Origin of the sequence: Pseudomonas sp. NFACC13-1 (assembly GCF_900104425.1) — a bacterium.
GTDB lineage: Bacteria > Pseudomonadota > Gammaproteobacteria > Pseudomonadales > Pseudomonadaceae > Aquipseudomonas > Aquipseudomonas fluorescens_AA.
Genome location: NZ_FMXV01000023.1, coordinates 1 through 24,291 on the forward strand (window position 1 = coordinate 1; position 24,291 = coordinate 24,291).

Genomic DNA, 24,291 nt, shown 5'->3' on the forward strand with positions numbered 1-24,291 from the left:
CCTGGGTGCGTTTTTCATTGAAGGCGTATTCACCACCGCCGAAATTGAAACGGTCGGAGGTGAACGCGCCGCGGCCGTTCATCGACATGTCTTCCATGCTCGCGTCATTGCGCGGGCTGTTGCCACGGAACTGGCCGCCGTAGAGGCTCAGGCCGTTGATCTCGGTGGAGGTCACCTGGCCGCCACGGAAGGTTTGCGGCAGGGAGCGGCCGTCGTCGGAGCGCAGGATCGGCAGCACCGGCATCCACTCGCCGACCTTCAACTCGGTCTTCGACACCTTGGCCTTCAGGGCCACGCCCAGACGACCGAAATCATCGGCAGGACGACCGTCGTCATGCACCGGCAGCAACTGCGTACCCGCCGTGCCACGGCCGCCGTCGAGTTTCACCGAGTACATCCCCAATATGTCCACGCCGAAACCGACCACGCCCTGGGTGAAGCCGGATTTGGCGTCGAGGATGAAGCTCTGGGTCCATTCCTCGGCCTTGCCCTGGGCGTTGTTCGGGTTGGTGAAGTTGCGGTTGATGTAAGCGTTGCGCAAATTGAGGGTGGCCGTAGCGCCCTCGACGAAACCGCTATTTTGATCGGCTTGAACAACAGCTGACGAACCCGCGCAGAACGCAAGAGTCAGGCTGATGAACGATTGATGTGCAGGCACGCTGCGGACAGTAACCGGGTAGCGCATGATGTTTCCTCACAATGAGTTATTATTGTTTTTGTTGCGATTTTTAGCTCGTGAAAACGCATGCACAGGTAGCCCGAAGAGCTAACTTCCGAGCGACCTAAGGAACTCCTTATCCAGTCCGTTATTGAGCAACTTGATAATTGTTTAATATCGCCTTAAGCAAAACCCGAGCGTGCGCAGACGCGAGCTAAATTCAATGCCTGTATGGGCACGCTCGTGGGGAATTGCGTGAGAACAACAAGTGAAAGTTAAAACGTACTCGAACGCTCGGCGATCAACCCGCACTTCCCGGCGTTTTGCAACGTGTGTATTCCAATTGATAGAGCGTAGTTTCCGGTCCTGTCGATTGCCCCTCCAACAGCCGTTGCAGTTCGGCCACAAAAGACTCGCCGGCGAGGCGAACGTAGTCAGGCGCGCAACCTTCGATCATGACGATCCAGGCCGGTATCTGGGTGCCTTCGGCGCGGGCCTTTTTCTCTGCGGTTTCAACCTTGCTCACGGCCTCATCGGCCACACACAAATGCACGCCCGTAATACCCTGTTTATCCGCCAAGGGAGGCAGCACGCGTTGGCGCAATGCGTCTGACACCGATTTATGCCGCCCTTCGACAACATCGAAACGGACCGTTAACAGATACGCGCCCTGCCCCACACCGCTCGTGTAAGTGACTTCGCAAATGGATCGCGCGACATTGCGATAAGATTTCACCGACTGCTGGGTCCATGCCGTCGGACTGTTGAGGCGCGATAAATAATCCTGCCCGCCCAACACCTGCACAGTGTCAGCCTCATAGAGGTTGAAATAGGTCGGCCCGGCATCCAAGGCGATGTACCGGCGTCCCCGCAAAAAGCCCGGAATTCCAGCCCGCTCAGGCATGTGCTCACGGTTATGCCACTCATAGAACTCGTCCCGCGCTTCGGGCAAAAGATCATGCCAGATCGCGACTACACCTGTTCCTGCAAAGCTCATAGCGTTTTTCCTCTAGCGATAGTCAGTCAACATTGGGATGGCGCCCGGCGACCCATGCAGCCCCCATTTCAGCAACGTAAGGAACCACGGTCTGGAATTGTTCACCCAGCCCTTGGCCACCGACACGCATGGTGTCACCCGCCTTGAGGAATAACGGCGGCTTCTGCCCGAGCCCCACACCTGGTGGCGTACCGGTAATGATGACGTCCCCCGGCATTAGCGGCATGAAGCGACTGAGGTACGCGACAATATGAGCAACGCTGAAGATCATCGTACGGGTATTGCCGGTCTGGAGGCGTTTGCCGTTTACGTCGAGCCAGAGGTCAAGTGCCTGCGGATCGGCAATTTCGTCACGGGTGACCAGCCAAGGTCCCAGAGGCGCGAAAGAAAAGCCGCTTTTTCCCTTGGTCCACTGGCCTTCGTACTCAAGCTGATAAGCCCGCTCGGAAACATCATTGGCCAGGCAATAACCGGCAACGTGATCCAATGCCCGCGCCTCATCGATCTGCCAGGCAGGCGTACCGATGACAATGGCCAATTCGACTTCCCAATCCAGTTTCTGAGCGCCCGTTGGCAGGATGACTGGGTCATTGGGGCCGCTGATGGAGGCGGTGTGTTTGTTGAAGACCACCGGCTGGCTCGGGATTGGTGTATTCGTTTCAGCCGCGTGATCGGAGTAGTTCAGACCGATGCAAATCAGGTTCGGTACGCTGCCTACGCATGGACCAAGGCGTGTGCCTGGCGCCACCACTGGCAGCTTTTCAACGTCGACCGCGCGCAACTTTTCAAGCACTGAGGGGCTCAGGGCCGACGCATCGATGTCATCGACAATGCCCGAGAGGTCTCGAACGATTCCTTGCGAATCCAGGATTCCCGGCTGTTCCTGCCCCGGTAAACCAAAACGAACTAAGCGCATTTGTTACTCCTCCAGCGTTGAGAAATGGACAGACAATGAGCCTGCTTCGCCGAACTGCACATGCAGTGGCTGGTTAACGGGCACATCGAGAACACCTGCATAGGACCCGGTGATAATCACTTGCCCTGCTTGCAGCCCTATCCCTTGTGTAGACAGGAAATTGGCCAGCCAGACGATCGGCGACAACGGATCCCCGTCCGGATGGCGGCCCTTGATACTGACGAGCTCCGACGTTGCATCGCTCAGGGTGATAGCCAGTTCAGAGGGCATGCTGGCAGGGTTCGGCAGCGTGATTGGCGCACCAAGTACCAGGCCGTGATTGAATAGACCATCCGCGAGCAATTGCTCGAACGGCAGTGTCTGTGGATGGGTATAACGACAGTCGATCACTTCCAATGCCAAGCGCACATCGCTGATCGCAGCAGCGATCTGTTCAGCGGTATAAGGCTCGACACGTGCCGGCAAGTCCTGGGCCAGGACGCACGCCAGTTCGGGCTCGATGCGCGCCTTATCGGCATCAGCGGCCAGTCGGTAACGTTCGCCTTCTATAATGCTGTCGCTGTAGATCGGGGCTACGATCCACTTGCCAGCCGGCGGTAACGCACACTTCCAGCCCCCCACGGTTTTTCCAGCCAATGGGCCCACGTGTTGCTGGATGGCAAAACCTTCTGCGAGGCTGCCTGGCAGGTTCGGGCCAGGCAAGGATGTCAGCCGCACCCCCTCCAGCCGTGCACGGACCAGAGCGGCAGCGGCGAATTCCAGCCCTGCCCCCGCCTTGGCCCATGCAGGTGCGAGTTGGCTCATACGCTCTCCGAATGCACGTTATTCTGGCGCGGCCAAACCGTACCCAGTTTGTTGGCGGCCTCTTCCAGCAGGGCATGCAATTCGTCATAACGTTCGGGCTGCATGCGCAACACCGGACCGGCGATACTCATCGTGCCGACCACAGTGCCGGATGGAACCAGCTTGACCGGTACGGCAATCGCCCAGACACCCGCCTCGGCTTCTTCAATGACCAAGCCATACCCGCGCTTTCGGGTCACTGCCAACTCGGCCAACAAGCCTTCGATGCTGTTGATCGCCTTCGGCCCGTGCCCCATCCCCGCGTCAGCTTTCCCCAGCCCGCTACGCAATGCATGCTCAATGGCCAGCTCATCGGACATTGTTGCCAGCCAGGCCTTGCCATTGGCGGTTGCATAGAGATTGATCGGTTTATCCATGGCCGGCGAATACATAAGCCCCGGCGCGGCGCCTTGGGCCGAAGACAACCAGGATAAGGTGCCCTCGTTGACCACTGTCAGCCGCACCAACTCATGACATTGAACAGCCACTTGCTCGATGATCGGCTGGATCAATTCAGGCAAGCCAATGCCATGTAAATAACGTTGCCCCAACAGTGCCAGCTTCAGTGTCAAGCGGTACTGCGAGGTGGCTTCATCCTGCTCCGCCCACCCTTGCTCGACCAATTGAGCCAGCACTCGATGGGCAGGCCCCTTCTCCAAGCCCAGCTCGGCTGCGATGTCGGACATCCGCATCCAGCGAGCCTCACGGGCCAGCAGTTCAATCGCCTCCAGGCAACGGTCAACAGCACCTTTAACGACTCTCATATTTTTCTCGACTTATCTTTGACAATGAGGTGGATTCGAGCAACATTGTTCGTACTGGAACCGTGTTCCAATAGTATGCAGGCGTCTCCGGATAAGTCAAACCCGCTTGCACCGGATTGGCCTTATCGAGACAGCGCGGGCCACGCAGCCGGGGCGCTGGGACGTGGGACGCCTGACAGAGATAAAAGCCGAACGCTTCGGCGTCCGGCTCTTTATCCATAGACAAGCGCCTGTGCATGTTCACTCTTTGCGGAAGAACGCCCGATGCCTCTCACCACCCTGCCTTACCTACAGAAGTCCGCGGGCCGCAAGATTGTGCATCATTGCCCGCAAGCCGAAAGTCCAGGGCGCAGCCTCATGGCTGTAGGTGACGGTGTTGCGCAGCGTGCCCAGCAATGGACTCCCGATGCTGACCTCATCACCCTGCTTATGAGTAAAGCCGCTTCCCGGCTCCTCGCGATCCTGGGTAGGCGCAAACAATGTCCCGAGAAAAAGCATGAAGCCATCCGGGTATTGGTGATCCCCGCCGACCGTCTGGGCCACGAGATCCAACGGGTCACGGCTGATCAGGGCCATGGAACTGCTGCCTTCGAGCGTAAAGCCGTCGTTGCCCCGGACTTGCAGATCCACGACGCAGTTGCGCACGTCATCGAGCGTAAACGCTTCATCGAACAGACGAATGAACGGGCCGAGCGCACAGGACGCATTGTTGTCCTTGGCCTTGCTCAACAGCAGTGCGCTGCGGCCTTCGAAATCACGCAAATTGACGTCATTGCCCAAGGTGACGCCATGCACCTGGCCTCGACTGTTCACCGCCAGCACAATTTCCGGTTCCGGATTGTTCCATTCAGACTTGCGGTGAATGCCGATTTCGCTGCCACTGCCCACCGCGGCCAGAACCGGTGCCTTCGTGAAAATCTCCGCATCCGGACCGATACCGACCTCCAGGTATTGCGACCACATGCCCTGCTTGATCAGCACGGCTTTAAGACGCATCGCTTCTGGCGAACCCGGTTTGATTGCCCGCAAGTTATCGCCGATGGCTTCTTGCACCAGGCGGCGGACACTTTCGGCTTTGGCGGCATCGCCTCGGGCCTGCTCCTCGATGACCCGCTCGATCATGCTGGACGCGAACGTCACCCCGGCCGCCTTGATGACTTGCAGATCTGCTGGAGGCAGCAGCGATGCCTTGCCGGGATCGGCATGGCTGCCAGTGTTCCCAAGCAATTGCTCGACGGTCCCGATGTACCTGCCTGGCGCCTGACGAACAACCAACAACGGCGAGGTGTGTTCCAGCAGTTCGCTGATTGTCGAAAAGGTGTCAGAAAGATCGAACACACCTTCATCACGCAGCACCACCGGCGAGGGGCCGGCAATCGCCCCCGGGATCCAGGCACGGCCGATCAGCGTTCCGGCCAGGCCATCCACTGGCAGGGTGTTTTCGCGCGTCAGTTTCAAATTCGCCATGGTGCTTCCAGATCAGTTGTTCATCAGAGCCGTAAAACTAATGGACTGCCCCCGTAAATCCCAATGAAAGAATCTCACTCATCAATGCTGTTTCGTTATCGACAGACAAGGCCTTAACAGATGGAAAATGACCAAATTACTTTTGCCAGTGTCTCCCGGTGGCTGAAGATCAAACATTTGGTACTGGTCAATAGCTTGGCCAAGACCCGCAACATGCACACAACCGCCGAACACATGAATGTTACGCAGCCAGCCATCAGTAAATTGCTGCGCGATCTGGAAGTTCTCCTGGGTTTTCCGCTGTTTGAGCGTCAAACGCGCAGTCTGGTTCTTACCGAACTAGGGGAGTTCGTAGCCCGTTTTGCGCGTATTACCTTGGAAGACACGGAATCGTTCGTCGACCAAGTCAACAAACTGCGAAAAGGCGGGCATGGTCATTTAAAAGTCGGCACCATTTTCGCCGCGACATCCGTGGTGCTGCCTGAAGCCATTGCCAGCATAAAACGGGAGCGCCCCCTCCTTTCCATCGAGGTGATCGAACAAACCAGCAACCATCTGCTGGAAATGCTCGAACAAAAGAAACTCGATTTGATCATCGCGCGCTTCACGGATGAGGATTGTCAGCCGTTCGAATTTACGTCGCTGGGACCCGAACCCTTTTGTCTTGTCGTGAACAGCACACACCCTCTGTGCCGGCTTGAAGAAGTGCCCACTGAAGCACTCAGTGAATGGCCATGGGTCATGTATCCCTTCAATACGCCGATCCGACAACGCATGGAGCGCGCTTTCAGGACGTTCAAGATCGCCCCGCCGACCAACACGGTGGAGACCATTTCGATGCAGACCTTCCTGCAGTTGCTTCAGTCCGGGCCAATGCTCGCCATGCTCCCCGAGTCCATGGTCCAGTCACAGCTGCAAAACGGGCAGCTTCAAATCCTCAACACGCCCTTCAAAGTTGAATCCCAGGATTACGGGGTAATCACTCGCAAGGATGAGCCGCTGTCAGAGCCGGCACGGACGTTTATTGCGACCTTGCTGGCGTTCGCCAAACAGCGGCAAACGGCTACAGAGAAGAGGCACCGCAGCCATTTCAGAAAAAGTCGATGAGGCAAAGTTATCGAGCAATCGAAAGCTCTCATTAGGCAGCCATTTCCATGAATCCTATAGTGCCGGCACAAAAGTGCGGCGCTATTAGCGACCGCCCCCCCCCCCAGCAGCCCGTGAGGATGCGATGGAACTGATCATGAAAACCGGCGCAGCAGCTGTGCTGCGCTTGAACCCGCTGGACGATGTGCTGATCGCACGCCGACCGCTACTCGCTGGCGAAATCCTTGAACAGGAAGGCGTGACCATCCGGCAAGCGATCGTGCCGGGCCATAAAGTGGCTTCCCGACGTATCGAAGCCGGTCAACCGGTGAGGCGCTATGGACAAATCATTGGTTTTGCTGTTGTCGACATAGAAGCAGGCGAGCATATCCATGTGCACAACCTGGCCATGGGGGAATTCGCTCGAGACTATGCTTTCAGCGTCGATGCGAAGCCCAACGTCACGCCCAGTGAAGCCCCCTCGTTCATGGGTATCGTACGCCCGGACGGACGCGTCGCGACGCGTAACTACATCGGCATTCTTACGTCCGTGAATTGCTCTGCCACAGTCGCCCGGGCCATCGCCGATCATTTTCGTCGGGACATCAATCCCGCTGCGCTGCAAGCGTATCCAAACGTCGACGGTGTCGTGGCGCTGACGCATTCCGCCGGCTGCGCCGTCGACCCTGCGGGCGACGGTTTAAGCATGTTGCGCCGGACATTGGCCGGCTATGCGACCCACGCCAACTTTGCCGCCGTGCTGGTGATCGGGTTGGGCTGCGAGACGAACCAAATCGACTCATTACTCACAACGCAAGGACTCACCCGCAGCAATACCCTGCGCACGTTCAACATCCAGGACAGTGGCGGTACATCCAAGGCCATCGCCCGTGGCATTGACCACGTGAAGCAATTGCTTGGCGAGGCCAACAAAATTCAGCGTGAACCGGTCGGCGCTCGTCATCTGACCGTCGGGCTTCAGTGCGGTGGCTCGGATGGCTACTCCGGCATTACTGCCAACCCGGCGCTGGGCAACGCGGTGGATCGCCTGGTCGCCTGCGGCGGTACCGCGATTCTCTCCGAAACCCCAGAAATATACGGTGCTGAACACTTGCTGACGCGGCGGGCTGTCAGCCGTGAAGTCGGCGAAAAACTCATCGCTCGCATTCATTGGTGGGAACGCTACTGCGAGCGTATGGGAGCCGAGTTGAACAACAACCCTTCTGCCGGCAACAAGGCCGGCGGCTTGACCACCATCCTGGAAAAATCACTGGGCGCGGTGGCAAAGGCAGGTTCGAGCAATCTGATGGACGTCTACGAATATGCCCAGACCGTCACGGCCAACGGGCTGGTTTTCATGGACACCCCTGGCTATGACCCGGTCTCGGCAACCGGTCAGGTCGCCGGTGGCGCGAACCTGATTGCGTTTACCACCGGGCGCGGATCGGCCTATGGCTGTGCCCCTGCCCCGTCAATCAAGCTGGCGACCAATAGCGCCTTATGGGCGCGTCAACGAGAAGACATGGACATCAACTGCGGCGAAATAGCCGAAGACACGTTGACCATCGAGGCGTGCGGCGCAGCGATCTTTGAAACCATGCTGCGCATTGCCTCAGGCGAACGCAGCATGAGCGAACAACACGGATACGGACAAAACGAGTTCGTGCCTTGGCAGATCGGCGCCGTCACCTGATTTTCAATCCTGAGGACGCCTTGCCCTTCTATCACATGCACATTCAACCTGGAGACAACCATGTCCTTCATCACCGGCCAGAATTTTATCGGCGGTCAGCGCAGCGCAGTCGGCACCATCATCGTCAAGAGCATGGATGCCAGCACGGGGGAACCCCTGCCCTATGCGTTCCACCAGGCGACTGCGCAAGAAATCGAAGACGCGGCTCATGCGGCCTACAATGCTTTTTCCAGCTACCGCACCCTGAGCGCGAACAAACGGGCTGAATTTCTCGATGCCATTGCGCAAGAGCTAGAGGCTTTGGACGATGAGTTCATTGCGCTGGTTTGCCGTGAAACAGCACTGCCTGTCGCTCGCATCCAGGGCGAACGCGCACGTACCAGCGGTCAAATGCGCTTGTTTGCAAACGTACTGCGGCGTGGCGACTTCTATGGGGCTCGCATCGACCAGGCGTTACCCCTTCGCAAGCCGTTGCCACGCGTTGACCTGCGCCAGTACCGCACTGCAATCGGTCCGGTCGCTGTGTTTGGGGCAAGTAATTTCCCGTTGGCTTTCTCCACGGCCGGCGGCGATACCGCCTCCGCGCTCGCGGCGGGTTGTCCGGTAGTATTCAAAGCCCACAGCGGCCACATGGCGACTGCTGAACAGGTCGCCAACGCAATTATCCGGGCGGCCGAGCGCAGTGGCATGCCCGCCGGCGTCTTCAACATGATTTATGGCAGTGGCGTAGGCGAAGCCTTGGTGAAACACCCGCTCATCAAGGGCGTGGGTTTTACTGGTTCGCTCAAAGGCGGTCGAGCATTGTGCGATATGGCCGCCGCTCGCCCCGAGCCCATTCCAGTCTTCGCCGAGATGTCGAGCATCAACCCGGTCGTGATCCTGCCCGAGGCACTCTCGCGTCGAGCCGACAGTGTCGCTCACGATCTTGCCGCTTCGGTGGTTCAAGGTTGTGGGCAGTTTTGCACCAATCCCGGGCTGGTAGTGGGCATTCGCTCGGATGCGTTCACTGCTTTTCAGGACCGAGTGGCAGCGTTGATCAACGACCAGCCGGCACAGACAATGCTCAATGCTGGCACCCTGCGCAGCTACGCGGCTGGCTTGCAGAACCTGCACGCGCATCCCGGCATCGTGCACCTGGCTGGCAGCGACCAGCGGGGACATCAGGCCCAGCCACAGCTGTTCAAGGCCGACGTTGCGTTGCTGCTGAACGGCGACAAGGTTCTTCAAGAAGAAATCTTCGGCCCCACGTCCATCTTCATCGAGGTCGCTGACCAGGTCCAACTCAACGCGGCAATCAATGCCCTTCACGGGCAATTGACCGCAACCTTGATTGGCGAGCCGGAAGACCTTACGCAATTCGCAGAGCTGGCTGCTTTGTTGGAGATGAAGGTTGGTCGCATCCTCATCAATGGTTACCCAACGGGTGTCGAGGTCTGCGATTCAATGGTGCACGGCGGCCCTTATCCTGCCACCTCCGATAGCCGCGGCACTTCGGTCGGCACCTTGGCCATCGACCGCTTCCTGAGGCCAGTCTGCTTCCAGAACTACCCCGACGCGTTACTTCCCGATGCACTCAAGAACGCGAATCCGTTGAACATTTCGAGGCTCGTCGACGGTCGTCTCTCGAGAGATCGCTTGTAGTTCATCCTCCTAACAACCATTCGCTCTATTGCATGAGCGGGCTTCGGCGTGCTCGTTCGGTGTGGCGACGCACCCCGCGGATAACCAGCGCCATGCCTTGATCGGCCAAAGGACTCCCTTGACAAGGCGGCGAAACTGGTAACAAAATTACTGATGGAACGACGTTACAATAACAACAATCGAGAATCCGGAGACATGTCATGAGCCAAAGCATTCAAGGCGATCCACACTCCAAGCGTCAGTCAAAAAAGGCCGCAGCGAGCGGCTGGATAGGCTCGGCGCTGGAGTACTACGACTTTTTTATCTATGCCACTGCGGCAGCGCTACTTTTCCCACAGCTGTTTTTTCCGTCAGACAACCCAACGGTTGGGATTATCATTTCGCTGGCCAGCTTCGGCGTTGGTTATATCGCCCGGCCGCTGGGCGCTGTGGTCTTAGGGCACATGGGCGACCGTCATGGACGCAAGACGGTGCTCGTCTACTGCATGTTCATGATGGGCGCGTCGACGATGTGCATCGGTCTGCTTCCTACCTATGCACAGATTGGTATCTGGGCACCTGCCCTATTGATACTGTTGCGCCTGATTCAAGGTTTTGCGGTCGCGGGTGAAGTGTCTTGTGCAAGTTCCATGACCCTGGAACATGCGCCTGATGGGCGTCGCGGTTACTTCGCAAGTTTTACCCTTCAAGGCGTCCAAGCCGGGCAACTGCTAGCCGCTGCGGTTTTCCTGCCTCTTGCCCAGTTCATGCCAGCCGATCAGTTTGCTTCGTGGGGCTGGCGGATTCCATTCTTGCTCAGTGCAGTGGTGCTCGTCATAGGGTGGATCATCCGCCGCCAGGTCCATGAGGCTCCGGTCTTCACTGAGGCGCAGACACAGACCGAGCCCCGTAAGCTCCCTGTGATCGAAGTGCTCACGCAGAGTTGGGGCGATCTGCTACGCGTCATCTGCATGGCGCTCTCTGCGGTCCTCGCGATCGTCGCCTCTGTATTCGGTGCGACCTATGCAGTGCAACCCGCCTACGGCATTGGATTTCCTTCCGGCTTATTCATGTGGATACCGGTGCTAGGCAATATATGCGCAGTCATACTTATCCCCTTCGTTGGTAAACTCTCCGATAAAATTGGCCGCAAGCCTCCGGTGATCGTTGGCGTTCTGTGCGGCGGCATATTGTCATTTGGCTACCTCTACGCAATCAGCATTCACAATATGTGGCTTTCGCTGGTTCTATCGCTGCTGATGTGGGGCGTGGCTTACCAAGGCTTTAATGGTGTGTTCCCGAGTCTGTTCCCGGAACTGTTCCGTACACGGGTACGAGTTACCGGCATGGCCATTGGGCAAAACATAGGCGTGGCCTGCACCGCGTTTCTACCGGCCCTTTTCGTATCCGTTGCGCCTCCCGGTAGCGACAATATCCCTCTGAAAATTGGGGCACTGACTTTTGGCATCTGTGTAATCTCCGCTATCGCCGCTATTACTACCCGGGAAACCTTCCGGATTCGCCTGAAGGACCTCGGTGACCCTGATGCTGTCCCTATGTCAGAGGAGGAATACGAACAGGTGCGGGAAAAATCCGATCCCAAGTTGAACGCCACTGCCTCCAATCAAGCGTTTAAAAAAGCAGCGCCAGTGATGCGCTCCTGACGGCCGCCCCTTCACCACCGCCATGCTGCTCGGTTTTTGCACTGCGCTTCGAGCAGCACGGCAGTGAATACGCGCGCCCTGTCAGGGGTGGATTTCGATATCTGCATACCGGCAACTGGCGTGCAATAGCCAACGACAAGTAGGTTGACATGCATCCACGCATCACAGGCACTACGCGTATATATGGATTGATAGGCGATCCACTCAAGAGCGCCAAGTCTCCAATGCTGTTGAACAAGCTGTTCGCCGAAGCCCAGGCTGACGCCGTCTGCATTCCATTGGAGATAGGTACGGGGGACCTGGCTGAGTTTGTCAAAGGCGTGCGAGCCGTGCGCAACCTCGCTGGACTTCTGGTCACCATGCCGCACAAGCAGAGCATGCTGGACATCGTGGATGAGCTCCACCCTACTGCGCGCCAGATCGGCGCAATCAACGTCGTTCGTTGTGACAATGACGGGCGCTGGGTGGGCGCCGTATTCGACGGACTGGGCTGCGTAGCTGGCATGCAGCGCCACGGAGTTTCCCTGGTGGGGAAATCTGTTCTGCTTATAGGAGCTGGCGGCTCGGGACGGGCAATCGCGTTCGCCGTTGCCGCTGCTGGCGCACGATCATTGGTCATTTCAGACCTGGATCCGCACCGCGCCTCGGACCTTGTACACCGAGTTGCCAAAGAGGGTCGGTGTGCTGTGTATACAGGCCCAGCTGACCCAGCAGGTCATGACATCGTGATCAATGCTACCCCACTCGGCATGAACCCTGATGATCCAATGCCTATAGACGCAACGCGGCTGGACCCAGCGACGGTGGTGGTCGATATCATCACAAGGTCCGAGCCGACAGCCTTGCTGCTTGAGGCGCAATCGCGCGGCTGCCAAACCCTCGATGGCCAGCCTATGCACGTAGGTCAAGCCCTGCTGGCATTGAGTTTTCTAGGTTTCGAAGATATCGAGCGTCGCTACACGGCCGAATTATAAAGGGCCCGTACAAACGCCCTATTACCCTGCGCCACCTCTTCATAACCCCCCCCGAACCGAAACGGTTAACGATGTGCACTGCCCCGGCATGTGCACATCTTCGTGCGCATGTTGAAGTTGCTCCTCAGCTCGGACACCACACGCCGATTTTCAGCAAAACGAAACTAACTTCCGTTCATAATAAGGTCGTGCTAGCCTACGGTGGAGCCTCGGAAACGTGGCTTGCGCGCTATTATGTTCGGGCTTGATCCGCACCCGAGGGCACTGACAAGTTCGTCAAACATGACTTGTTTATAAGGAATGAATGTTTGAAAGTCGTTCTTCTGGAAGTAAGCCACTGGCACACTCCGCTCTACCTTGATGCTCTTGAGCGCCTGCCTGATGTGACCGTCACGGCGGTATCCGACGCCACCGGGTCCCGTGGTCCTGCCCTCGCCCAGCGCTTCGGAGCGCGACGCTACGATCATTGGCAAACCCTGCTCGATAACGAAGAGGCTGATTTCGCCTTCGCTTTTGGTCCGCATGACGAGTTGTATGCCATGGGCAAGGCATTGGTCGAGCGCAACATTCCGTTCGCGATGGAAAAGCCCTGCGGGCTTACCCAGGATGAAGTACTGGACCTGCACCAACGCGCCGAAACCGCCGGCGTGTTCGCGGCGGTGCCGTTGGTCTGGAGGCACAGTGAATTACTGAACCGCGTCAAGCATGCGGCATTGCAGAGTGGTGCCAAATGGAGAAGCCAGTCGTTTCGATTCAACGCCGGCCCGCCCGGACGCTACTTGACGAACAGTTGCGCCTGGATGCTTGACCCGAAACGCTCGGGCGGCGGATGCACGATCAACCTTACTCCTCATTTCGTCGATCTGGCGCAGCAAATGTCTGGAGAGCGCATATGCAGCGTGTCCGCTGTCATGCATCGCGACCCGCAACTGGCAGCCGTAGAGATCGCTTCAATGATGACCCTGGTGACCGAGAGCGGCTGCATCTGCACCATCGAAACTGGCTACAATTACCCGGCTAACACGCCCGAGCAACGGGAGTACTCGTTTTCATTGTCAACCGATCAGTTCTACGTGCGTTCGACCCCGGACGGCTTGCGGCTGATCGACGCGGCTGGAGAGGCAAGTGACCTGGCCTTGAGCCTGAACTCTGACGTGTATTACGACAACTTCGTAACCGATGTCCTCACCCCAGGCCGTGAGACAGCGTATACCGGTGCCGGGCTTGCAACCATGCATCACGTCATGGGCATCATCGAAGCGGCCTATGAGTCAGACCGCCTCGGCGGCATTCCCATCACACTCCAGTACCCCTGACACGACGTTGGCTGGCCATTGCTGGCAAAAAGAGGAATTAAAAATTGTCACACATTGGCCGCTACTTCAACACCTTGGAACTGCTGCTGTCGCACCCCGACGGTCTCGCCCTGTCTGAAATCGGCGAGCGAACCCAAGTTGCCATGGCCACGGCCCACCGCATATTGAGCGCGCTACGAGAAAGAGGCTACGTTTACCAGGACGAACAGGATCATTACCGCCTGACGCTGAAAATCCCCAGCATGGGCGTGAACTTCATCTCTGAAACGGGCTTCGCCAGGATCATGCAACCCTTGCTCAACGAACTGGCCAGCGAAACCGGCGAGCACGTCCGGTTGGCGGCAGTTGCAGAAGATCACCTGAGCTGGGTGCTGCAAGCCACGCAAAACACCAGGGGGCTTCAGTACCGCCGAGCCCTGGATGAGAAAATCATTCCCCACACAACCGCGGCGGGCAAAGTCTGGCTTTCCACTATGCGCGATGAGCGCGCCATGCGAATTCTCGCCGCCTGGGACATCGAAAACAGCCGAGACTACGCGGGGCCCAATGCGCGCGTTTCGATTCGCGACATCTTTGATGACATCGCTCAGATTCGCAAAGACGGACACGCAGTGGTTCGAGAAGAAGGTGAAGTGGGTGTGTGTGTCGTGGCGGTCGCTGTATTCGATACCTCGCGGCCAGACAACTCCGGCCCGGTGGCCACCCTGAGCGTCGCCGGTCCCATCGCACGCATGCGGGAGGAAACCCTGACTGCTCATATCGAACACTTGAAGCGCTCGGCAATCAGGGTAGGCGAATGCTGGTCGCTCTGGTCTTCGGTCAGTGGCGAGGATTCGCTACCTCTGCGGTAGTACCACGCACACCGTCGCGATCATGACTGGCTCCAGCACGCCGAAGCCCGCGCCCCCCATGATCGCGCACATGGAATGCTGGTGAAAACGCTGTCACCTGGGCCCGTTGCGGGCCTCAAGGCGACTTGAACTACCCGGTCGCAGACGATAACGACAAGCGACCGGTGGACGATTACGGAATTTTCCAGCCCTTGGCACGCAGATCCTGCACACCCTTGTTCAGCTCATACAAAGCATTTTCTTCACGGATGATTTCCAGTACGCAGTTTTCAATGCCGCAGGTCGCGTGAACGGCCTCGCCCAACCCGATAAAGTCCACTACACCGGTGCCGACTGGATCATGCCCCCACACGTCCGTACCCGTATCGGACACATGCACAAAGTCGATGCTGGCGTGATAGGCCAGCAGACTCGCCACCGGATCTTCACCGATGTAAGCGGCATTGGCGATGTCGTAGACGACCCGGACCACATCGTCGTTGAGGGTGCCTACAACCTTTGCCAGTTCCGGCATGGTGGGGGTAAAGCAATACGGGGTGTTTTCCAGCAGTAAGCGCACGCCGGCCTGTTTCGCCAGCGGAATCAGGGCTGCCAGGCTTTCGTACATCCACTCATAGGTCTTCTCGAGCGGCGGGGAAATCATTGGGCGCCTGGTGCCGGGGGATATCACCACCTCCTGGGTATCCCAAGCGGCAGCCAAGTCAATGACCGACTTGATGTGCTCGATGCTCTTCTGACGCATATTCGCGGCGGGACTGGCCAGATTGAGGTCATAGCCACCAGCGTTGAGGGACCTGATCTTCGCACCGTATCCATGAAGACGCGCCCTTGCGGCGGAACGGTCTGCGGTCGAGAGCTCTACTGGCCAGCAATGTGGCGAGCTGACGGGCACCTCGAACACGCGATGCCCGTGCTCGGCCAACTGCGCAATCGCATCAATTGCCGTGGATGACCACAGATAGGAAAACGTGCTGATGATCATATCGAAACATCCTTTCAGTTGAGTATTCGCTGGAGTGAAGCGGGCCATTCGTATTATGGATTTTGTACCTGACCACTATCGCTAGCTGGAAAACGCGACGATGGATGAATCTGGATAGCGACAGCCACTTAGCGGCAAGGGTATTTGACTGCGAAAAAACGATATCGGAATCAAATTCCATTGTCAATTTGATTGCAAAGCGAAATCTATTTTCGTACTTTACAAGCCTCTTTTACCTCAATGTCTAACTATAAGAAGGAGTGCCCGATGAGAGCTTTGGTCAGTGGCGGTAGTAGCGGTATCGGTGCGTCTGCATGCCTGAGGATCGCGGAAGCGGCCCTCGCCCGAGGCTCGCAGCCGAAAATTGCGGTATGCGGGCACACACCCACTGCCGCTCAGGAAGAAGTCGTTCGATCCATCGAGGCCATGGGCGGCATCGCCATCGCATTGTTAGGGGATCTCGCCGACCCTGAGGTCCCAAGCCAACTTGTGGCAGCAGCAGTGGCGGAGTTCGGCGGGCTCGACGCGTTGGTTGCGAATGCCGGCATTGCCAGCCCTGGCGCAATCTGTGATTTGTCCATTGCGGACTGGGACGACATGTTTTCCGTCAATCTTCGCGGCGCATGGCTGCTTGCCAAAGCCAGCTACCCGCATTTGCGCGAGAGCCGAGGCTCGGCGTGCTTTACCTCGTCGATGTCTGGCCAGATTCCGCATGCCGGCTCAGGCGCGTACAGCCCCACCAAGGCAGCCTTGACAATGCTGGCCCAGACACTCGCGCTGGAGTGGGCTCCTGACGGGATCCGTGTCAACGTAGTGTCCCCTGGAATGACCCATACGCCGATGTCGGAAAAAATGTATGCCGACCCCCAGATAAAGAAAGCACGGGAAGCAATCATTCCGCTGGCCAGGATCGGTGAGCCCATGGATATCGCGAACGTGATCGAATTTCTCATCAGCCCCTTATCGGCATATATCACGGGACAGGATATATGTGTGGATGGTGGCTTCTCCAAATCGATACTGAGCCATATCCCAGGGCGTCCGAGCTCAAAATCATAAGCACAATTGCTTTGGAGTGAGTTCAGCACCCAGGTCGGTTGGTGTGTCAACCAAACGACGCGAGTTGAGTGCAAGCGAGGCCGTACGGGCTTAAGTGTTACGTACGGCTTCGACCAACAGAACCGCTCTGGTTGAACCTTGTTGAATACAAGGTGAGCCCCTACCCCCACTCCACTGTTGATTGACGCGTCTCTGCAACTGTCGACGATGAGCCAAGCGCCAGGCTCCTATAGCTTATGACTCCCCAGCCCCAAATACCGCTGCGGTGCCACCTTGCGCAGTCGCGCCGCCAAAAACACACCCGCCAGCAAGGCCACGGGAATGATCGCGCAGAGGCCATATGACAAGGCCTTGCTGGCGCCGGTCAGCACATCGAAATGCACCACTGCAATGACCAGGACAGCCAGCAGGGCCACGCAAGAAAAGCCGGGGAAAATCCGCCCACGCCAGAACCCCAGTTTGAGTTCGGGGTGGCGCTGGGCAAAGACCCAGACCGCTGCGGACGTCAGTGCCATCAGCAAAATCACGCACAGCGTCGCCAGGTTGGACAGCCAGGCGAACAGTTGCAGGATCGGATCGGCATCCATGGCGGCGAACATCAGTACCACCACGGCGGAGATCAGGCTCTGCAATGCCGAACCCATGTGCGGGCTCTGGTGCACGCGGTGGGTGGTGCCCAACCGGCTGGGCAGCAAACCGTCACGCCCGATGGCATAGAAATAACGCGCCGCGGCGTTGTGGAACGCCAGCAGCCCGGCATAGATGCTGACCATGAACAGCACACGGATGACCTGGGTCAGGTGCGGGCCGACAAAGTGGTCTGACATGCCATAGATAAATGTCGTCGGGTCCTGCAAGGCCTGAAGCGTGGAGACGATTTTGTCCGCGCCCACGCCAATCACCATCGACCAGACCGACAGCGCGTAGAACCCGCCGATCAGCAAAACCGAACAGTAGGTGGCAATCGGGATCGTGCGTTGCGGGTTCCTGGCCTCCTCGCCATAGATGGTGGTGGCTTCGAAGCCGATGAACGCCGCGAAGCAGAACAGCAAGCCGATGGACGGCGTGCCGCTGAACACATGGCTGCGATCGAACGCGTCGAGATTGATCCCGCTGTCGCCACCGGTCCTGAGAATGGCGAAATCCAGGAGCAGGATCGCCAGGTATTCGGCGATCACAATGACCGACAGCACCCGGGCCGACAGGTCGATCTTGCGATAGCCGAGAATCGCGACGCTCGCCATCGCCATCAGCGAGTACGACCACCAGGGCAATACCAGGCCGAAGACGCTTTCCATCGTGCCGCTGACCACGCCCCCGAACATGCCATACAGCCCGACTTGCAGGATGTTGTAGGCGAACATCGCCAGCACCCCCGCCGCACCACCGGCCAGGCCACCCAGGCCGCGAGAAGTGAAGGCATAGAAACCGCCGGCATTGGTCACGTGCCGGGACATGGTGGTGTAGCCCACCGAAAACGCCAGTAACACCAGCAAGGCCAGGATCAGCAAGGCCGGTGTGCCGGCGCCGTTGCCCAGCATGATGCCGATAGGGAAGCCGCCGGCGATGACGCTCAAGGGGCTCGCCGCCGAAACCACGAAGAAGATGATGAAGCCGACACCCAGGGCCCCACGCTTGAGCTCCGTGGAGCTATTGACCGGGAGAGGTACACTCATGTTTTCTTGACCTTATTGTATGAGGCAGTCGCTGTAGGATCGGTGCAGTCAATCCCTCGCCGTCACCGGATGGCGTTATTGTTCGTGTCGCACGCTGGACTCGATCCTATGCTTGCCCACGAACGCCCCATTAGCCCAAATCGGTCATCGGCGTGTTCCCCCCGAAAAAGCCAGCCGTCCAGTTGCTCTCGCCTTACTGCAAGGCGATACGCGCCGTCAGTTCCGACGCCGCGCCGGTGACCAGGTCGCACAGGTAGCCCTGCTGGAACGCATGGAACCGCTCGCTACGCCCCACCAAGGTCATGCTCCCGAGCACTCGACGCTTTTCGTCGAAGATCGGCGCCGCGACGCCACTGCGCCCCGGGTACAGCTCGCTTTCGCTGATGCAGTAGCCCTGCTTGCGGATGGCGAGCAGCCCCTTGGTGAACGGCTTCCACGCCAACCCCTGATGCAGCACTTCGGCGGGCTTCGCGTGGACGTCATAGATGCGGCGGATCTGGCGCGGCAGCAGATACGCCAATACGACCCGAGCGGTCGCGCTGTGAAAAAGATCGATCGGCCTCCCCCGATCGCCACCCACGGGGCCGGCGTCGGAACCCCGCTGGATCAACACGTTGACCACTGAGTCGCCATGCCATTCGCTGACCAGTGCGTCCAGGCCCGTGTCGGCCACCAGTTTGTCCACCAGGCCCCGGCTGCAGGCCAGCAATGGATCGTAGCGGGCCATCTGATGCTCCAGCGTGACGATCCGTGGGCCGAGTGCGTAGCCGCGGGGCAATCGCTTCAAGAACCCCGCGTCGCCGAGTTCGCGCAGATAACGATAGGCAGTGGCGGGCGTGTAGCCGAGCTCCCGACAAATCACGTCCACATCGATGACCGGCTGTTCAGGGCGGAACAAATCGAAGACCCTGAGCAGACGGCGAAGGCTATTCATCTTTTCGACATCCTTGTGCAGGCCAGCCCGCCCGCTGCCGGGTACAGCGGGCAAAGGCTCAAGCAAGGGCGCAACCGCCGATGGCAGCACGCGCGGTTTGGGACGGCAACTCTGCGAACAGCACCTGGTACTCCGCCGCAAAATGGCTGAGGTGATAGAAGCCCCACTGGGCCGCGGCATCGCCAATCGAAAGATGCGTCGCGGGGGTGGACATCAGGGTTCGGCGCACACCGTTCAGCCTCACGGAGCGCAGGTAATTGACCGGCGTCGTCTCGGTCACCGAGCGGAAGCTGTTCTGCACCGTACGCCGACTGACCTGGAGTCGCTGGCACAACTCGTCCACGCTGGGCACGCTGTTCAATTGCGCGGTCGCCAGGCGGTGGCATTTTTCGACAATGTAGCTGCGCGTGGAACTTGGCGTGCGCTGCTGCTTGTCGCAGGCGGGGTCGGTCATCAATTGCAGCAGCTCGCCGAGCATGGTCTGCTCCAGCGCCAGTTCCCGGTCTTGCGCATTGTCGAGTTCTTCACTCAAGAGCGCCTGGGAGAACGCCGCCAGCATTCGACGGCGAGCCTCGGCATAGCGTTGAGTGGACACCTTGATCACCGGCTGACGCAGCAACTGAGCGATTTCCCTGGCCGACGCGGTTTGCGCCAACGCGTCTTCGAACAACTCCCGTTCGAAGGTGATCGCCAGCAGTTCCATGCCCAGCGGCATATGGAACATGAACTCCTCGCCACCATGAAGAAAGAACAGGCTGCTGTCATCCACTTCCCGCCCTTGCATCCGGATCGAACCCGGAACGGTGATCGGCACGGCGAAACACATCTTGCCCCGTGGGGCCACGCCGTGCTGCACGACACGCTGGTTGATCTGCTCGCGAAACACGTGGCAGCGCGCCGTCGTCAACTGGATAAGTGAGCTCTCAGCCGTACCAGCGGTCAACTGGTTGTAATCCTGGCTCCACTCCTGGACGGTGGCGGCGTGGACATGGATGTCATGGAAATGGCTGATGTTCTGATTTTTCATGATGACGAAAGCCTCGGCCGATATTCTTCTTTTTTAGATCGCCTTCCTGAGCGATATTCTCACATAAAGAGAATTCTGCAAATTTTCTTTGAGCAAGGTCCGTGCTCCGATGCTGACGCGCCAGGCGGCCCATCCATGTGCCGATTCGGGCTACCGGCCAGGAACAGCCCACGGGGATGATCGGCACACTGAAACCGACATCCTGAGAGACCGTCATGAGCGAAGCCAAACTTGAAGCCCTCCATTTCGCGGATGCCCCGCGGATCACCTCCACCATTCCCGGCCCCCGGACCACCGAGGCGCTGGCGTTGTCGGCGCGTACCGAATCCATGGCACGCGGTGGCGGACGCATGCCCGTGGCCATGGACCGGGCGTTCGGCGCGACCTTCAAGGACGCCGATGGCAATACCTACATCGACTTGTCCGCGGGTGTAGGCGTCAGCAGCGTGGGTCGCTGCCACCCGAAAGTGGTGCAAGCCATTCGCGAACAGTCCGAAGTGCTGATGCATGCCCTGGAGGTCAACAGCACCCGGCGCACCGAACTGGCCGCCAAACTCTCCGAGATCGCGCCCGACGGCTTGCGCGGCGACTGCATTACGTTCTTCACGCAAAGTGGCAGCGACGCTTTGGAGGCGGCCATCAAGTTCGCCAAGCGCGTCACCGGGCGGCACCAGATCATCGCCTTCCACGGTGGCTACCACGGCGTGTGGAACGCTTCCGGTGCCCTGACGACAGGCACGGCCTATCGCAAGGGCTATGGCGCCCAGATGGGTGGCGTCATTCATGCCCCCTACCCTTATGCCTACCGTTTTCCCTTCGATACCACGCACAAAAGCGCCGAGCAGATCGCCGGTGAGTACGTGGATTACCTGCTGAACACCCCCTACACCGCCGCCGATGACGTGGCGGCCGTGATCGTGGAACCGGTACAGGGCGAAGGCGGCTATGTGCCGCCCTCGCCAGAGTTCCTGCAACTGTTGCGCAAGGCCTGCGACCGCAGCGGTGCGCTGCTGATTGTCGATGAGGTGCAGTCCGGCGCCGGACGTACCGGCAAGATGTGGGCGGTCGAGCACTCCGGCGTGAAGCCCGACATGCTCACCTTTGGCAAGGGTATCGGCAGCGACCTGCCAATGGCCGGCCTGATCATGCGCTCGGACCTGGCGGTGGCGATTCCTGACGGATCGATGCCCAACACCTTCGCCGCCAACTCGTTGTCCGCTGCAGTGGCGCTGACCAACATCAGTATCCTCCAGGACCCGGAGCTCGATCTGCTCAACCGTGCCCACACACTGGGGCTCGAAGCACAGGAGCGTATTCGCGGCTTCGGCAGCCCGCTGGTCGGTGAGGTCCGGGGGCGCGGCCTGATGATCGGGATCGAGCTGGTCTCGGACCCGACCACCAAGGCGCCACTGGCACCGGAAAAGATTGGCCAACTCATGGGTTACCTGCTGAGCCACGGCGTGCTGATGATTCCCTGCGGTCGCTACAGCAACGTGATGCGTGTCATGCCCTCGCTGACGATCTCACGGGCGCTGTTCTTCAAGGCCCTGGACATCTTCGGCGACGCCCTGGACGCCCTCGATGCGTGACCTGTCCCGACTCCTGCACATCACTCGTGGATTTCCAAATGACTGAGCACTTGAAACACTTCATCGCAGGCGCGTCTTTCGAAGCCTCTGACGGCCGCCGCATCAACCTCGTCAACCCCGTGACGGAACAGGTCTACGGCAGTTGCGCCCGCGGCACCGTCGAGGACGTGGACCGTGCCGTGGGAGCCGCACGCCACCAGCTCGAACGTGGCGTCTGGAGCCAGCTTGACGGTGCCCGGAGGGCTCGACTGCTGTCGAAACTGGCCGACCTGGTGGAACGCGACACCGACGTGCTGGCCGATATGGACGCCGACGCCATTGGCCGCTCGCCGATCGAACCGCGCCGGTTGGATGTGCCCAATGCGGTCGCCAACCTGCGCGCCTCCGCTGGCTGGGCCAACCAGCTGGAGGGGCGGACCATTCCCTCCGGTGGCTACTTTGGCACCAAGTCCCTCTCGTACACGGTACGCGAGCCAGTGGGCGTGGTCGGTGCCATCGTTCCCTGGAATTCACCGCTGATGATCACGGTCTGGAAACTCGCCGCCTTGCTGGCGGCAGGCTGCACCGTGGTCATCAAGCCGTCGGAAGAGACGCCACAGTCGGCGCTGCACCTGGCAACGCTGGCCCAGGAAGCCGGCTTCCCCGATGGCGTGATCAACGTTGTCACCGGCTATGGCAACGAGGTGGGTCGCGCCCTGTGCGAACACCCCCATGTCGACAAGATCAGCTTCACCGGCAGCCCCGAAGCCGGACGTGAGATCCAGCGCACTGCCGGCGTGCTGTTCAAGCGCGTGGCCCTGGAGCTGGGCGGCAAGAGCCCGCAGATTGTCTTCGACGACGCCTCCTTCAACGACGCGCTATTCGGCTGCTCCCTCGGTCTGTTCGCCAACCAGGGCCAGGTCTGCGCGGCCGGCTCGCGCATCCTGGTCCAACGTGGCCTCGCCGATCGCTTCGCCGCAGCACTGGCCGATGCCGCGCGCGCGGTCAAGGTGGGCGACCCCCGCCAACCCGGCGTGCAGATGGGGCCGGTGGCCAAGAAAGCCCAATTGGATCGCGTCAACCGCTACATCCAACTGGGCATCGACCAAGGTGCGTCCCTGCTGGCCGGCGGGGTATCGAACCCTGAACAGGGCTGGTTCGTCCGGCCGACCATCTTCGCCAACGCCCGCAATGACATGGCGATCGCCCAGGACGAGATCTTCGGCCCCGTCGGCACGGTGATCACGTTCGACAGCGAAGAAGAGGCTGTCGCGCTGGCCAACGATTCCAACTACGGCCTTGCCGCCACGGTCTGGACGAGCGACCTGGCACGAGCGCATCGCGTCGCCGCGGCGGTGAAGGCCGGGGCCGTGGGCATCAATTGCTGGAGCCCACTGGACGCCAACCTGCCCTGGGGCGGCGTCAAGGCCAGCGGCATTGGCCGGGAAGGAGGATTCAGCGGCGCACTGGCCTACACCGAGGAGAAGGTGATCACTGTGCTGCTGCCTGGCTAAGAGTAAACCCGCACTCCCCCGTCCATCCTCCACGCCCCTGTGTCGTAGAGGGTGGCCGTTCAAACGTGCATTCCCCTGGCTCCGATGATCGATGGAGAGACTGTGATGAATCCGGTAAATCAAACAACAATTGATCGGTATCCGACGTCCCTGCGAATTTTGCACTGGGTGCGCGCCGTGCTCGTCACTGGCCTCCTCTGGGCGGGCTGGCACATGACTGGGCTGGCTGACGAAGTGGCGAGCAAATATGAGCTCTATTATCCATGGCACAAATCCTTCGGGGTGCTGGCATTCCTGGTGGTCCTGGTCCAGATCGCCATGCGGGTGAGAACGGCCAGGCTGCCGCAACCGCCAGAGACGCTGGCACGGTATGAGCGGGTTTCGTCAAGACTCGCCCACCGTACCTTGTACGCGCTGCTGGTAATCGTGCCGTTGATGGGTTATTCGATGTCGAGCACCTACACGATGAGCGACGGCGTGTTCTTCTTTGGGGTGAACCTTCCGGAGCTCCTGGGCAAGAATGACGGCTGGTTCGTGGTCTTCCAATGGCTGCACAAAGTGCTCGCCTACACCCTTCTCTGCCTGATCCTGGTGCATGTCGCCGGTGCCCTGAAGCACCGGTTTTATGACCGCGACCCTCGAAACGATGTCCTGCGCCGCATGCTGTGACTCGATCAGGCGT

The 24,291-nt window shown here is 59.2% G+C and carries 22 protein-coding genes; 11 read left to right on the top strand and 11 right to left on the bottom strand.

Going from position 1 to position 24,291, the window contains the following annotated elements:
• The 6 genes from BLQ55_RS23545 to BLQ55_RS23570 all read right to left on the bottom strand — a co-directional run.
• A partial coding sequence (locus BLQ55_RS23545) for an OprD family outer membrane porin (protein ID WP_143011773.1) occupies nt 1-685 on the bottom strand: 685 nt, incomplete at its 3' end.
• 274 nt (nt 686-959) lie between these two features.
• A complete protein-coding gene (locus tag BLQ55_RS23550; RefSeq protein WP_092257413.1) occupies nt 960-1,655 on the bottom strand; it encodes a DUF4286 family protein in 696 nt (231 codons plus the stop codon).
• A gap of 22 nt (nt 1,656-1,677) precedes the next feature.
• A complete protein-coding gene (locus BLQ55_RS23555) occupies nt 1,678-2,571 on the bottom strand; it encodes a fumarylacetoacetate hydrolase family protein (protein WP_092257416.1) in 894 nt (297 codons plus the stop codon).
• 3 nt (nt 2,572-2,574) lie between these two features.
• Nucleotides 2,575-3,375 (bottom strand): fumarylacetoacetate hydrolase family protein, encoded by an 801-nt coding sequence (locus BLQ55_RS23560; RefSeq protein WP_092257419.1) that lies wholly within the window; start codon nt 3,373-3,375, stop codon nt 2,575-2,577.
• A complete protein-coding gene (locus tag BLQ55_RS23565) occupies nt 3,372-4,178 on the bottom strand; it encodes an IclR family transcriptional regulator (RefSeq protein ID WP_092257422.1) in 807 nt (268 codons plus the stop codon). Before BLQ55_RS23565 ends, BLQ55_RS23560 begins: the two co-directional genes overlap by 4 nt.
• Nucleotides 4,179-4,466: 288 nt before the next feature.
• Entirely contained in the window at nt 4,467-5,645 is a 1,179-nt protein-coding gene (locus tag BLQ55_RS23570) for a fumarylacetoacetate hydrolase family protein (protein ID WP_092257425.1), read from the bottom strand.
• 120 nt (nt 5,646-5,765) lie between these two features.
• Here BLQ55_RS23570 and BLQ55_RS23575 point away from each other — a divergent pair, with 120 nt between their 5' ends.
• From BLQ55_RS23575 to BLQ55_RS23605, 7 genes are all read left to right on the top strand, one after another.
• On the top strand, nt 5,766-6,752 hold the full coding sequence (locus tag BLQ55_RS23575) for a LysR family transcriptional regulator (RefSeq protein WP_092257428.1): 987 nt from the start codon (nt 5,766-5,768) through the stop codon (nt 6,750-6,752).
• A gap of 124 nt (nt 6,753-6,876) precedes the next feature.
• Nucleotides 6,877-8,424: a UxaA family hydrolase gene (locus tag BLQ55_RS23580; RefSeq protein WP_092257431.1), complete on the top strand. Its 1,548-nt coding sequence runs from the start codon at nt 6,877-6,879 to the stop codon at nt 8,422-8,424.
• A gap of 60 nt (nt 8,425-8,484) precedes the next feature.
• Nucleotides 8,485-10,065, top strand: coding sequence for an aldehyde dehydrogenase (NADP(+)) (locus BLQ55_RS23585; protein ID WP_092257434.1), 1,581 nt, complete (start codon nt 8,485-8,487; stop codon nt 10,063-10,065).
• Nucleotides 10,066-10,265: 200 nt separating this feature from the next.
• Complete coding sequence (locus BLQ55_RS23590) at nt 10,266-11,708, top strand: MFS transporter (protein ID WP_092201066.1); 1,443 nt, start codon at nt 10,266-10,268, stop codon at nt 11,706-11,708.
• Nucleotides 11,709-11,857: 149 nt separating this feature from the next.
• Nucleotides 11,858-12,682, top strand: a complete 825-nt coding sequence (locus BLQ55_RS23595) for a shikimate dehydrogenase family protein (RefSeq protein WP_092257437.1) — start codon at nt 11,858-11,860, stop codon at nt 12,680-12,682.
• A gap of 308 nt (nt 12,683-12,990) precedes the next feature.
• Complete coding sequence (locus BLQ55_RS23600) at nt 12,991-13,998, top strand: Gfo/Idh/MocA family protein (protein ID WP_092257440.1); 1,008 nt, start codon at nt 12,991-12,993, stop codon at nt 13,996-13,998.
• A 74-nt stretch (nt 13,999-14,072) separates the two neighbouring features.
• The gene (locus tag BLQ55_RS23605; protein ID WP_176814244.1) at nt 14,073-14,849 is read left to right on the top strand and encodes an IclR family transcriptional regulator; all 777 of its coding nucleotides are present in this window, start codon (nt 14,073-14,075) and stop codon (nt 14,847-14,849) included.
• 172 nt (nt 14,850-15,021) lie between these two features.
• On the opposite strand, the gene BLQ55_RS23610 is transcribed toward BLQ55_RS23605, so the two are convergent.
• Nucleotides 15,022-15,831, bottom strand: a complete 810-nt coding sequence (locus tag BLQ55_RS23610; protein ID WP_092201054.1) for a sugar phosphate isomerase/epimerase family protein — start codon at nt 15,829-15,831, stop codon at nt 15,022-15,024.
• A gap of 267 nt (nt 15,832-16,098) precedes the next feature.
• Between BLQ55_RS23610 and BLQ55_RS23615 the strand changes: the two genes are divergently transcribed.
• Nucleotides 16,099-16,890, top strand: a complete 792-nt coding sequence (locus BLQ55_RS23615; protein ID WP_092201051.1) for an SDR family NAD(P)-dependent oxidoreductase — start codon at nt 16,099-16,101, stop codon at nt 16,888-16,890.
• Between the two features lie 227 nt (nt 16,891-17,117).
• Here BLQ55_RS23615 and BLQ55_RS23620 read toward each other — a convergent pair whose 3' ends face one another.
• The 4 genes from BLQ55_RS23620 to BLQ55_RS31775 form a co-directional block, all read right to left on the bottom strand.
• Nucleotides 17,118-18,566 carry an APC family permease gene (locus tag BLQ55_RS23620; protein ID WP_092257447.1) on the bottom strand — a complete coding sequence of 483 codons (1,449 nt, stop codon included), beginning with the start codon at nt 18,564-18,566 and terminating at the stop codon, nt 17,118-17,120.
• A 193-nt stretch (nt 18,567-18,759) separates the two neighbouring features.
• Nucleotides 18,760-19,500, bottom strand: coding sequence for an IclR family transcriptional regulator (locus BLQ55_RS23625; protein ID WP_092257450.1), 741 nt, complete (start codon nt 19,498-19,500; stop codon nt 18,760-18,762).
• Nucleotides 19,501-19,558: 58 nt separating this feature from the next.
• Complete coding sequence (locus BLQ55_RS23630; RefSeq protein WP_092257452.1) at nt 19,559-20,527, bottom strand: helix-turn-helix domain-containing protein; 969 nt, start codon at nt 20,525-20,527, stop codon at nt 19,559-19,561.
• Nucleotides 20,496-20,744, bottom strand: coding sequence for a hypothetical protein (locus BLQ55_RS31775; protein ID WP_143011774.1), 249 nt, complete (start codon nt 20,742-20,744; stop codon nt 20,496-20,498). The genes BLQ55_RS23630 and BLQ55_RS31775 overlap by 32 nt, the downstream gene beginning before the upstream one ends.
• Between BLQ55_RS31775 and BLQ55_RS23635 the strand changes: the two genes are divergently transcribed.
• The 3 genes from BLQ55_RS23635 to BLQ55_RS23645 all read left to right on the top strand — a co-directional run bounded on the left by BLQ55_RS23635 (nt 20,743) and on the right by BLQ55_RS23645 (nt 24,278).
• Nucleotides 20,743-22,116, top strand: coding sequence for an aspartate aminotransferase family protein (locus tag BLQ55_RS23635; protein ID WP_092200887.1), 1,374 nt, complete (start codon nt 20,743-20,745; stop codon nt 22,114-22,116). The two genes, BLQ55_RS31775 and BLQ55_RS23635, sit on opposite strands and share 2 nt — an antisense overlap.
• Nucleotides 22,117-22,154: 38 nt before the next feature.
• Nucleotides 22,155-23,609: an aldehyde dehydrogenase family protein gene (locus tag BLQ55_RS23640; protein WP_092200884.1), complete on the top strand. Its 1,455-nt coding sequence runs from the start codon at nt 22,155-22,157 to the stop codon at nt 23,607-23,609.
• 105 nt (nt 23,610-23,714) lie between these two features.
• The gene (locus BLQ55_RS23645; protein WP_092257455.1) at nt 23,715-24,278 is read left to right on the top strand and encodes a cytochrome b; all 564 of its coding nucleotides are present in this window, start codon (nt 23,715-23,717) and stop codon (nt 24,276-24,278) included.
• Nucleotides 24,279-24,291: the final 13 nt, after the last annotated feature.